Source organism: Microbacterium sp. (assembly GCF_035277845.1).
Taxonomy (GTDB): domain Bacteria; phylum Actinomycetota; class Actinomycetes; order Actinomycetales; family Microbacteriaceae; genus Microbacterium.
Window position 1 is genome coordinate 1 of the sequence record NZ_DATEJS010000169.1, and the last position, 11,061, is coordinate 11,061.

At 69.2% G+C, this 11,061-nt stretch carries 12 protein-coding genes; 5 read left to right on the top strand and 7 right to left on the bottom strand.

The annotated features are described in order from the left end of the window. Positions 1–193: hypothetical protein (locus VJR25_RS07180; protein WP_324114022.1), on the top strand; the 193-nt coding region annotated here is incomplete at its 5' end. 17 nt (positions 194–210) lie between these two features. On the opposite strand, the gene VJR25_RS07185 is transcribed toward VJR25_RS07180, so the two are convergent. The 6 genes from VJR25_RS07185 to VJR25_RS07210 all read right to left on the bottom strand — a co-directional run bounded on the left by VJR25_RS07185 (position 211) and on the right by VJR25_RS07210 (position 5,855). Further along, positions 211–1,623 carry an APC family permease gene (locus VJR25_RS07185; protein ID WP_324114024.1) on the bottom strand — a complete coding sequence of 471 codons (1,413 nt, stop codon included), beginning with the start codon at positions 1,621–1,623 and terminating at the stop codon, positions 211–213. Positions 1,624–1,788: 165 nt separating this feature from the next. Beyond that, on the bottom strand, positions 1,789–2,253 hold the full coding sequence (locus VJR25_RS07190) for a nitroreductase family deazaflavin-dependent oxidoreductase (protein ID WP_324114026.1): 465 nt from the start codon (positions 2,251–2,253) through the stop codon (positions 1,789–1,791). Positions 2,254–2,315: 62 nt separating this feature from the next. Beyond that, complete coding sequence (locus VJR25_RS07195) at positions 2,316–3,530, bottom strand: redoxin domain-containing protein (RefSeq protein ID WP_324114028.1); 1,215 nt, start codon at positions 3,528–3,530, stop codon at positions 2,316–2,318. Then, on the bottom strand, positions 3,527–4,357 hold the full coding sequence (locus VJR25_RS07200; protein WP_324114030.1) for a cytochrome c biogenesis CcdA family protein: 831 nt from the start codon (positions 4,355–4,357) through the stop codon (positions 3,527–3,529). Before VJR25_RS07200 ends, VJR25_RS07195 begins: the two co-directional genes overlap by 4 nt. Then, complete coding sequence (locus VJR25_RS07205; RefSeq protein WP_324114033.1) at positions 4,354–5,385, bottom strand: cytochrome c oxidase assembly protein; 1,032 nt, start codon at positions 5,383–5,385, stop codon at positions 4,354–4,356. The genes VJR25_RS07200 and VJR25_RS07205 overlap by 4 nt, the downstream gene beginning before the upstream one ends. After that, positions 5,385–5,855: a MarR family transcriptional regulator gene (locus tag VJR25_RS07210; protein ID WP_324114035.1), complete on the bottom strand. Its 471-nt coding sequence runs from the start codon at positions 5,853–5,855 to the stop codon at positions 5,385–5,387. Before VJR25_RS07210 ends, VJR25_RS07205 begins: the two co-directional genes overlap by 1 nt. 83 nt (positions 5,856–5,938) lie before the next feature. On the opposite strand from VJR25_RS07210, the gene VJR25_RS07215 reads away from it, so the two are divergent. From VJR25_RS07215 to VJR25_RS07225, 3 genes are all read left to right on the top strand, one after another. Then, positions 5,939–7,315, top strand: a complete 1,377-nt coding sequence (locus VJR25_RS07215) for a chloride channel protein (protein ID WP_324114037.1) — start codon at positions 5,939–5,941, stop codon at positions 7,313–7,315. Positions 7,316–7,400: 85 nt separating this feature from the next. Then, positions 7,401–8,582: an FAD-binding domain gene (locus VJR25_RS07220; RefSeq protein ID WP_324114039.1), complete on the top strand. Its 1,182-nt coding sequence runs from the start codon at positions 7,401–7,403 to the stop codon at positions 8,580–8,582. An 8-nt stretch (positions 8,583–8,590) separates the two neighbouring features. Next, positions 8,591–9,205, top strand: a complete 615-nt coding sequence (locus VJR25_RS07225; protein WP_324114041.1) for a helix-turn-helix domain-containing protein — start codon at positions 8,591–8,593, stop codon at positions 9,203–9,205. A gap of 40 nt (positions 9,206–9,245) precedes the next feature. Here VJR25_RS07225 and VJR25_RS07230 read toward each other — a convergent pair whose 3' ends face one another. Further along, the gene (locus VJR25_RS07230; RefSeq protein WP_324114043.1) at positions 9,246–10,268 is read right to left on the bottom strand and encodes a LacI family DNA-binding transcriptional regulator; all 1,023 of its coding nucleotides are present in this window, start codon (positions 10,266–10,268) and stop codon (positions 9,246–9,248) included. 164 nt (positions 10,269–10,432) lie between these two features. Here VJR25_RS07230 and VJR25_RS07235 point away from each other — a divergent pair. Beyond that, a partial coding sequence (locus VJR25_RS07235; protein WP_324114045.1) for an ABC transporter substrate-binding protein occupies positions 10,433–11,061 on the top strand: 629 nt, incomplete at its 3' end.

Here is an 11,061-nt window from a genome sequence, read left to right on the forward strand (position 1 = left end):
CAGCAGCGACTACATCGGCATCGCCGAGGACGAGGAGCATGTCAGACTCACCCTCGCGATCCTCGAACGCAAGCGGAGTCTGATGATCCGGCTGCGCGACCAGCACGTCATCAGCGACACGACGCTGCGCATCCTGCAGACGCGTCTGGACCGAGACGCACTGCGCCTGAGCCGACCGCACCTCGGCGACTGAAGCGAGCCGAGAGCCCATCAGACGTCTCGCGCGTCATCGAATGCTTGTTCGGCTTCCGCGGTGATGTTTCGGATGCCGGCGGGCCGGCCGGCACGGACCCAGGTGAGGTAGAGGATGCCGGCGATCGCGAGCGCGGCGACGAGGCTGGCGATGGGGTCGACACGGGCAAGGTCCATCACGAGGGTGAAAGCGACCGCGACTGCGCCGACCGCATTGAGGGCGAGCGTCCACGGTCGTCGTTCGCGGGCGGCGAAGACGGCCATTGCGGTGAGACCAGCGAGGAAGCTGAGGAACACCGAGACGGCGTAGAACAGCACGAGCTCCTGGTCGTTGCCGCCGGCGATGACGGTGATGGCTGCGGATAGGAGGAGGAACACGACGACACCCCAATACGGGGTGTGGTGTGTGTTGACGCGGCCAAGGTGCACGGGGAGGATGCCGGTCACGCCGCCGTCGTGATGGGTGGCGCGCGCGAGAGCCTTGAGCAGGCCCGGTCCGGCTTGGAAGGATGAACTCGCCGCGGACAGCAGCAGCAGGGCGGTGACGAGCTGGAACGCGGCGTAGACGGCCGGGGAGGTGGCCACGCGGGCAAGGTTGGCGATCTGGGTGTCCTCGGGTGCGGGGATGCCGATCTGCAGTCGTGTGGCGACGAGCGCGATCCCGAGGGTGATGGTGCCGACGATGCCGAGGGTGAGCCAGAGAGTGGTCCGGCCGAAGCGTCGCCGGTCCCGGTCGTCGAGTTGGCCGAGCTGCGCGATCGCGGAGGAGGGCGCTTCCGCGCCAGTGGCCAGAGCCATCGCGACCGGAAAGGCCAGCAGGATCGCGAGCAGGGGCGGCTGTCCGGCGTGATGCGTGATCGTGCCGGTCGGGTGCGGTGTCGCGAACATGCCGTCGACGATGACCCAGACAGCGATCACGATGAAAGCGACCGTCAGGAGAGCAAACAGAAGCCGTCCGAGGTGCCCGAACCAGGTGAGTACGGCGACGAAGACGACAAGGCCGACCGCGAGGAGGATCCGCCATGCGGCGAGTGCGGGCAGGTAGGCGATCACGGCGGAAGCGCCGGCAGAAACGCTGATTGCGATGGTGAGCACGAAGTCGACGATGAGGGCGCCGATCGGGATGAACGCCCATGCTTCGCCGAACGCTTCGCCGATGGCGGCGGAGGCCCCGCCACCATTCGGGTACCGTGCGACCAGCTGGTGGTAATTCACGATGACGAGAGCGATGACCGCGACGACGAGACCCATCGTGGGAACGAGCAGCGCGAGATCACCGCTTAGGGCGCGGAGGGCCGCCTCGACCGCGTACGCGACCGACGAGACGGGGTCGGCCATCACGGCGAACGCGAAGGCGAACAGCAACAGCGGCTTGGCAGTGAGAAGACGGGTGGCGGGCGTGCGCGGCCGCGCCGAAGGCGTGGAAGACATGGAATTCCTGTCGTCGGGAATCGCCACCTGGTCGGTGACGAGCCGACCAGACTTCCCGGCACGCCAGACTCGAGCTTAGTCTTGCCCGGAACACCGTAGGCAACCGAGCCGCCGTCCGGAGCCCTGTTGCGGTGGTCGCCCGCTTCTTGGCCTCGAGGCGGCGGCTCAGCGATGCGGGGTGAACGCGATGAGCGGAAGGACCTGGACGAGGCGGCGTCGGGTGGCTTCGGTATCGCGGTAGGGGAACCCGGCGAGTCGGCCGAGCACGGAGCGGATGAGGGGCCGAGCAAGACGCATGCGCCGTTCGTAGTCGCGCAGAGCCTGAGCACCTTCGTCGGCGTCCAGGACTCGGTGGTCGGCGAGCACGGGCCCATGGCCGAAGTTCACCCAGGTGGGGGTGTCGGCGGTGACATTGCGGAACCATCCGCTCTGTCGCCCGAAACCGGACATCACGATCGCCTCACCGGTGATCGGGCTGTACTTCACGACCTCGACGACCACGCGGTACTTCTTTCCGGTGCGTCGCCCGGTGTGGGTCAGTTGCATGAATCGGTGTCCGAAGACGCCCCCGATTCCGCAGGTGTAGAGCACATTCGGTGCGCGGAGCAGATGCTTCAGCCATCGCTGCATCGTGGGCCCTCCTCTCACGATCATGTATCGGCCATGACTTCGTCTCGTTCGGCCTGTCCCGGTCAGCTCGCAGGGGGCAGGGCGGTGTCCAGGCCGTGCAGGACGTAGTCGAGCTCCTCGGTCGTGAACAGGCCCGGGTGCCGGACGAGCACCGTCCCGGTCGGGGACAGCACGACGGTGTACGGCAGTTCGCTGACCCGGAATCGGGCCGCCTGGGTGCCGCCCGGGTCGCGCAGGGTGGGGAACGTGATGCGATCGCGTGCGGTGGTGGCGCGGCCGCTTGCCGGGTCGTCGCCGACATCCACGCCGAGGAACGCGACCGCCTTGCCGAGGCTCTTCGCTTCGGCCTGGTCGTCGGGGAGCTGGATGTTGCAGGCCGTGCACGTGGAAGACCAGAAGTCGATGACCGTGTACCGACCGTGGGCGGAGGCGCTGGTCGTGACCGCGCCGACGAGTGCGGGGCCGGTGACCGGGGCCGGGGTGTCGCCGATGTCGGTGCCGCCGGGCACCACCGTCGACAGGTTGGCGCCGCCGACCACCCCGCGCTGACCGGCGGGCAGCGCGTCGTCGGCGAGTGCGGCCAGGCCGTGTCCGAACGGGACGGTGTCTGCGGACTCGGCGCCGAAGGCGGCCTGCTCGACGATGCGCCCGCCGGGGTCGATGACGAAGATCTGACTGCCGTGCGACACCGACCGGGTGGCCGGGTCGAGCTGGATCGGCACCCCGTAGCTGCGCGCCGAAGCCGCAAGCTGAGCGGGAGTCCCGGTGAGGAAGTACCAGTTCGGCAGGGCGTCGAGCCCGTGCTGGTCCGACCAGGTGCTCACGTCGGCGACCCTCGGGTAGTACGGATTCGCATTGATCGACACGAACGCGATACGCGCTCGAACGGCGGCGGTCAGGTCGTGGTCGGCGGCGATGATGTCGGTCGCGAGCATCGCGCACTGATCGAGGCAGCGGTCGTCGTTGAACGTCAGAACGATGACGCGTCCGCGCAGCGCGCTGCTGTCGATCACCTGCCCGTGCTGGTCTGTCAGGCGGTAGCCGGGGGCGGTCACCGGATCGGTGGGGGTGGGGGACACCCCGAGCAGATCGGCGGTCGCCTGGTTGAGCCCCGCGGGCACCGCGTTCGTGGTCGACGGGGAGGCGATGGGCTTGGCGTTCGCGACTCCGATCGTGACCAGCAGGGCGATGACGATGAGCAGCGCCGCCGAAGACACCCACAGCATCCACCCCGGGACGCCGGGCTTGTCGCGGTCGCTGTTCACGGGTGATGTCACGATGATCCCTTTCTGCGGTGTCGCGCGGCGACGACGAGGGCGGCGAGGACGACCACGACGAGCACAGCCCCGATGGGCAGCCAGGCGTTCTCGACCGCGGATGCCAGGAGGCCCTGCGTCCCGTCGAGGGCGACGGTGACCGGGGCGACCAGATCCGGACCGCCGAGCTGCGCGGTCCAGTAGCCGATCAGGTAGACGCCGACCAGGATGCACAGCGCGCCGCCGACTCGCGGCACCACCGCCAGGACGGGGCGCAGGGAGCGGAACGACGTCGCATCGGCCAGCGACACGGCGACCGCGAGAACGGTCGCGAAGAGTCCCATCCCGAGGCCGTAGGCGACCACCACGGCCGCGACCACCGGCGCGGATCCTGTGGCCAGCGCCCCGCCGACGGCGGCGATGAACACCGGCAGAGAGCAGCTCAGCGATCCGATGGCGTACGCCACGCCGAACCCGGCCATCGCGACGAACCCGCTCCCGGAACGGAACCGGGGCGCGACGGGCAGCGGCAGGCTCCGACCGAGTGCGCCGAGGACGCCGAGCGCCGCGATGACCGCGCCCACGCCGATCATGGCCCAGGGGGCCACTCTCAGCAGGACGGCGTGCACCGACCCGGCCAGCAGCCCCGCGGTGGCGAAGACCGCGAAGAACCCGACGGTGACCGCGATCCCGGCGCGCATCCCGGACAGTGCCCGCGCCACGCGGTCTCGATCGCGGACGCCGACGAACGCGGTGAGGTAGACGGGAAGCAGCGGGAATCCGCACGGGTTGAGCAGTCCCGCCATGCCGAGCATGAACGCGTATCCCACCACCGACCCCGTGGTCATCGTGCGGCGTCGCGGCGTGCGATATCGGCCAGCCGTGCGTTGTACTCGTCGAGTTCGACGTCGCCGTAGCGGGCGGCGTGGCGTTCGGCCGCGGCCGTGCGCCGGGCGTCGCTGCGCTGCCACTGCAGGAACAGCACGAGCAGCACGAGCAGCGTGGGAAGCTCCGTGAATCCCCAGGCGATGCCGCCGGCGGTCTGCTGGTCGCCCAGCGCGGACGCGTCGAGCGACGGCATCGGGGCGGCGTAGTACGACACCATCACGGTGCTCGCCATCATGAGCACGACCCCGAAGAACGCATGGAACGGCACCGGCACCGCCATCTCCGCGATCCGCGCGACCGGGCTGCCGGCCTGCCCCATCAGACCATTCCCGCGACGCGGCGACGGGTCGACGCCCAGGACACCCCAGAAGTACAGCGACCCGATCAGGAGGAAGTGCACGAGCATCAGGTTGTGTCCCCACATCGTGCTCATGAGCACGTCGAAGAGCGGGGTGAAGTAGAGCGCATACAGGCTGAAGAGGAAGAGGATGCCGGTCACGATCGGGTTCGCGATCACCGCCGCAGGGCGGGAGTGCAGCACCCGCAGGATGCCGGTGCGCACCCGTCGCCGGATCGTCCCGCCGCCGGACAGCGCCCGCAGCAGCAGGGTCACCGGCGCGCCGAGGCACAGCAGGATCGGGGCGAGCATGCTCAGCGTCATGTGCTGGATCATGTGGATGCTGAACAGCTCCATGCCGTAGCCGTCGAAACCGGTCGCGGTCATCAGCTCGATCGTCGCGACGCCGAGCAGCCAGCATGCGCTGCGCAGCGGCGGCCAGGCGTCCCCGCGCCGCATCAGCACGACGACTCCGGCGATGTACGCGCAGAGCAGCAGGAGGCCGAGGAGGGGCAGCACCGGAACCGGCTGCGGGTGGACGGCGAACAAGCGCAGGACCGTCAACGGACGGGTCGGCATCCACATCAGCCCGCTCATGTGCGCGGCGCCCCCGGTCGGCGGCATCGGCATGGCGGACAGTCCGGCAGGCATCAGAGCCCGAGGATGAGCAGTTCGGCGACGGAGGGCTCGCCGGCCGCATCCGTGAAGGCGCGCAGCGAGTCGACGAGGCGCCCCCGCTCGGCGGGCGCCATCCTGCCGAGCACGTCCTCGATGAGCTGACGACGGTGATCGGTTACGGACGTCACCAGCCCGAGGCCCTTCTCCGTGGGAGCCAGGATCACTTCCCGCCGGTTGTCGGGGTTGTCCTCGCGCACCGCCCATCCGCCCGCGACCAGCCGATCGGCGGTGCGACTGAAGGTCGACACCGTCACGCCGAGGCGCTCGGCCAATGCTCCCATTCGCAGCGGGCCGGCCGCGGACAGCAGCACCAGCACCCGGAACTGGGGCAGCGACACATCCTCCAGCGCGGGGAGCATCGATCGGGCGATGATCCCCAGCAACGCCCGAGATGCCGTCACCGTCGCGTCGGCTGCCGGGCGGATGTCGTCACCTTTGCTCACGCCGGACCTCGCTTCTCAAGATGATTGTATGAAACCAACGATTGCATGAATACAATGCTTGCGCGACAGCAATGATAGCGCCCGTGTCTCGGTGGTTGCGCAAGAACCGCTATGGCCTGTTCTTCCTCGCTCTCGTCGTCGGCCTCGGCGCCGGACTGGGAGCCCTGCTGTTCCGCGGCCTCGTGTTCGGGATCACGTGGCTGGTCACGGGGCACGTCGAGTTCGGGCAGAACGGCCGCGTGCCCAGCGATCACCTCCCGTGGCTCGGGCTCGGGTTCTACATCGTCCTGCCCGTGATCGGTGGCCTCGTCTACGGTCCGATGGTCTACAGGTGGGCCCGGGAGGCGCGTGGTCACGGGGTTCCGGAGGTCATGGTCGCCGTCGCCGAGGGCGGTGGCAGGATCCGCCCGCGGGTCGCGATCGTGAAGGCTCTGGCCTCGGCGCTCACGATCGGCACCGGCGGCTCGGTGGGTCGCGAGGGACCCATCGTGCAGATCGGGGCCGCCCTCGCCTCCGCCATCGGGCAGGGCACCAGGCAGCCCGAGGGCCGGCTGCGGATCCTCGTCGCGTGCGGCGCCGCCGGCGGAATCGCCGCCACGTTCAACGCCCCGATCACAGGCGTCTTCTTCGGTGCGGAGATCATCCTGCGCGAGATCTCGGCAGGGTCGCTGTTCGCCATCACGCTGTCCGCGATGGTCGCCGACGCCGTCGTGAGACCCATACTCGGCACCGACGCGTTCCTCACCGGTTTCCCGCACGGCGCCACGCTCGGCCACACCGCCGACTTCGTGCTCGTCAGTGTGCTCGCCGTGATCGCCGCGCTCGTCGGCCAGCTGTTCCGGTACGTCCTCTACGCCGTCGAGGACCTCTGCGACACGGTGTGGGGGGAACGCCCGGAATGGGCCCGTCCTGCGGTCGGTGGCGTCCTCCTGGGTGTGCTGCTGCTCGCTGTCCCGGAGCTGTACGGGGTCGGCTATCCCGTCATGTTCCAGGCGCTGCACGGCGACTACGGGTTCTGGCTGCTGCTCTTCTTCGCCCTCGCGAAGATCCTCGCCACGTCCCTCAGTCTCGGCATCGGCGGATCCGGCGGTGTGTTCGCCCCCTCCCTGTTCATCGGCCTGATGCTCGGCACCGCGTACGGCCTCGTCGTGCACCAGCTGTTCGGGGACGCCGCCGGCGACCCTGCCGTGTACGCCGCCATCGGCATGGGTGGGGTGTTCGCCTCCGGCACGCGCGCGCCGTTGACAGCCTTCGCGTCCGTCGTCGAGATGACCGGTGACATGTCCCTGGTCCTGCCGATCATGCTCACGAGCGCGATCGCGACCGTCGTCTCGCGGTCGGTCGCGTACGGCACGATCTACACCACCAAGCTCCTGCGCCGCGGCCAGGACATCGAAAAGCTGCAGGACCGGCAGTACCGCCACCTGCTCGGTGGAGGAAACGACCCGTCCGCGGCCTAGGGACGGCACCTCCCCCTCGCGCGGAAGGCCCTGGAGTGGCACAATGAGACCAGTAGTACGACCACTGGTCTGAAAGAGGGTCGACATGAAGATCCTGATCGTCGGCGCGGGCATCGCCGGCCCCACGCTCGCCTACTGGCTGCAACGGACAGGCCACGAGCCCACCATCGTCGAACACGCGCCGGGGTTGCGGCGGGGGGGATACGCGGTCGATTTCTGGGGCTCCGGGTTCCAGGTCGCGGAGCGGATGGGGCTGGCGCCGCGGCTCCGCCAGGAGGGCTATCGCTTCCGCGAGGCTCGCGAGGTCTCCGACAGCGGCCGGCGGATCGCCCACTTCGATCCCCTCCGGCTCATCGACGGCTACGGCGGGGGCTACGTCACGATCCTGCGTTCCGACCTCGCGGCTGCCATCTGGGACGCGCTGGGCGGCGAGGTGGAGACGGTGTTCGGCGACACCGTTCAGTCCCTCCATGACGACGGAGACCGGGTGCTGGTGGAGTTCGCCCACAGCACCCCGCGCGAGTTCGATCTCGTGATCGGGGCCGACGGCTTGCACTCCCGGGTGCGGACACTCGCCTTCGGTCCGGAACGCGAGTTCGAGCGCGACCTCGGGATCACCGTCGCGGCGTTCGATCTCGAGGGGTACCGTCCGCGCGACGAGCTCGTCGCGGTCACGCATACGGTCGTGGGCTCGCTGACGCTTCGAATCGGATTGCGCGACGACTCCACCATGGTCTGCTTCATGTTCCGCCACGACGGCGAGACACCGCAGGACGACCCGGCCGCGCAGCAGCAGCTGCTGCGCGAACGCCTGCAGAACGTGGGCTGGGAGGTGCCGGCGATCCTGGAGCGGATGCCGCAGGCTCGCACGTTCTTCATGGACCGGGCGAGCCAGATCCTGCTGCCGTCGTGGTCGCGGGGCCGCGTCGGGTTGGTCGGCGACGCCGCCGCCGCCCCGTCGCTGCTGGCCGGGCAAGGTTCCGCGCTCGCGATGGTCGAGGGATACGTCCTCGCCTGTGCGCTGTACGAGGCGGGCGGTGACCACCGGGCCGCGTTCGCCGCATATCAGAGCCGGCTGCAGGGGATCGTGCGGGCGAAGCAGGATGCCGCGATCGGCATGGGGTCCGCGTTCGCGCCGCGCAACCGTGCGCAGGTGCTGCTGCGTGATGTCGTGGTGGGTCTCATGGGGGTTCCCCTGGTGGCGAACCTCGCCATCGGGCGGAGCCTGCGCGACCCGATCGTGCTTCCGCCCGTGCCTGCGGGTTGAATGTCTGCATGGCCCGTCCCCGATTCCACCGGCTGCCCGTCGAGCAACAGGACGCGTTGCTGGATGCGGCACTGCAGGAGTTCGCCGCCCACGGATACGGCGGGGCATCCCTCAACCGGATCATCGCGGCGACGGGGATCTCCAAGGGGGCGATGTACTACTACTTCGACAGCAAGGCAGACCTCTACGCAGAGATCCTCCGCAGACAGGTCGAGGGACTCTTCGAGGACGGACCGCTTCCGGTCCCGGACGTCTCCGACGTGGAAGGTTTCTGGCGGGTCCTCGAGCACCACTATCTGCGGTTGATGCGGCTTCTCCTCGCCACGCCCCGGACCGCCGCCCTGCTGCGCGACTGGCTGACCGGAGCCGCATCCCCGGCCCTGCGCGAAGCGCAGCACACCGCCGAGCAGGCCACCCTGCCCTGGCTGCAGCAGACGCTTGCCGTCGGACAGCGGGTCGGCGCGATACGCACCGACCTTCCCGCCGCGTTCCTCGTCGCGGTCGCCCTCGGCATGGGGCAGGCGATGGATACCTGGCTCATCATCCAACCCCGCACCGAGCCGGAGCTCGCCGCCGATGTCCACGCGCTCATGAGCATGATGCGACGCGCCCTCTCGGCCTAGAGGACATCACGCCGCCGTCGGGTCCGCCCAGGTGCGCCCGCTACCGCTGCGGGGCCGGGCGGGTCGAGGCGCGCCGGCGAAGACGCGCCGAAGTGAGGACGGGGCCCGGCGCCCGCTCACCGCGGATGCGTGCCTGCAGCAGGTCCAGAAGTGCTCGGGCGGTGCCGTCGACGTCGATCTCGATCGCCGTGATCGCGGGTCGGCTGTGGCGGGTGTGTTCCGAGTCGGATGCCGTCGCGATCATGGTCCGGGTTGGGACGGGGACGCCCTGAGCCTGCAATTCGTGCAGAACCCCGACCGCATGGCGGCCGGTGAGCGCGAAGATGCCGTCGGGGAGGCCCTCGGCCGAAATCACCCGCGCCGCCCGGCGCCCGCCGGACTCGCCGTCGCGCTCGGCCGCCGTGTAGACGCGGGGCCGGACGCCGCGACCGGCGCACCAGTCCCGGTAGATCTGCTCGTTCTCGAGGTTCCAGTCGTTCACATCTGTACCCCGCAGAAGCGCGACGCTTCGCGCGCCACGGCCTCCCAGCAGGTCGAGTGCACGAATCGTGGCGGCCGGATCCTCGCCGACCCAGTCGGTGAAGTCCGGGCGGCCGGGATCGCGTCCGAGGGTGACGTAGGGGATCCCGCGCCGCTCGAACAGCGCGACGACCGGATCGTCCAGCACCGGCTGCGCCACGATGTAGCCGTCGAGGGACAGAGCGAGGGGCGGCCGCTCGCCTCGGGTCGGGTCGGGGACGAGCATTGCGCTGAGCCCACGTTCCATGGCCTGCGTCGCCATCGTGGCGATGTATCTGGCGAAGACGTCGACCCCACGCGGCTGGTACTCGCCGAGCGCGTCGAGTGCGCGCATGACGATTCCGACCGCGCCGACGGAGGAGCGGCGCAGACCGCGCGCGAGTGCATCGGCCTGGTAGTCCATCTCGGCCGCCACGGCGCGGACGCGGATGCGGGTGGCTTCGCTGAGCGATCCCGTGCCGTTCAGGGCCATCGAGACGGCTGCGATGGACACGCCCGCGCGGCGTGCGACATCGCGGATCGTCACTCCGCTCGCGCGTGACATGGCGGCGCCTTCCCACGAGCCCGACCGTGAGGAGCCCGTACGCGAATTGTATTAAACGTTTTATGCCTCTAGCTTTCTACGCACCCGTCAGAGCAGACGGTCCGATCCGCATCGTCCGCAACGACGGGTGCGCGATCGGAGCCAGGAACTGGAGTCATCCCCACATGCACATCACACGCACGAGCATGCTGACGGCCGCCGCCGTCGGCATCACCGCCGCGCTCGCCCTGTCGGCGTGTTCCGGCACCGTGAAGAACACCTCGACGACGTCCGTCCCGTCGTCGGAACTCGTGACCGACACTCCTCGAGGGAGCGCCGCGGTCGACAGCGTCACCTGGAACGTCTTCGAAGGCGAGCCGCAGACGATCGACCCGTATCACGGGGCGGACTACACGCCCAACATGATCAACTCGAACATGTGCGAGACGCTTCTCGTACAGACACCGGACTTCACGATCAGACCCAACCTGGCCACCAGGGTCTCCAACCCCGACCCGCTGACCTGGGTGTACGACATCCGCACAGGCGTGAGATTCTGGGACGGCTCACCCATGACGGCGGAGGATGTCGCCTGGAGCCTGCAGCACGGCATCGACGACAAGACCTCGTTCTACGGGTACATCCTCGCCAACGTGAAGACGATCTCGGTGACCGGGGCGAACCAGGTCACCATCAAGCTCGCCAAGCCCGACTACCTGTTCAACGACGAACTGGCCACCTACGCGGGCGTCGTCGTCGAGAAGAAGTTCTCACAGGAGCACGGCGCCGCCGTCGGCACCCCGGGCGTGGGGGT

What these genes read in the sequence shown, in the direction of transcription:
- VJR25_RS07185 (WP_324114024.1), bottom strand. Translation starts at nt 1,623, where the DNA reads ATGTCTTCCACGCCTTCGGCGCGGCCGCGCACGCCCGCCACCCGTCTT.
- VJR25_RS07205 (WP_324114033.1), bottom strand. Translation starts at nt 5,385, where the DNA reads ATGCCTGCCGGACTGTCCGCCATGCCGATGCCGCCGACCGGGGGCGCC.
- VJR25_RS07190 (WP_324114026.1), bottom strand. Translation starts at nt 2,253, where the DNA reads ATGCAGCGATGGCTGAAGCATCTGCTCCGCGCACCGAATGTGCTCTAC.
- VJR25_RS07200 (WP_324114030.1), bottom strand. Translation starts at nt 4,357, where the DNA reads ATGACCACGGGGTCGGTGGTGGGATACGCGTTCATGCTCGGCATGGCG.
- VJR25_RS07225 (WP_324114041.1), top strand. Translation starts at nt 8,591, where the DNA reads ATGGCCCGTCCCCGATTCCACCGGCTGCCCGTCGAGCAACAGGACGCG.
- VJR25_RS07220 (WP_324114039.1), top strand. Translation starts at nt 7,401, where the DNA reads ATGAAGATCCTGATCGTCGGCGCGGGCATCGCCGGCCCCACGCTCGCC.
- VJR25_RS07230 (WP_324114043.1), bottom strand. Translation starts at nt 10,268, where the DNA reads ATGTCACGCGCGAGCGGAGTGACGATCCGCGATGTCGCACGCCGCGCG.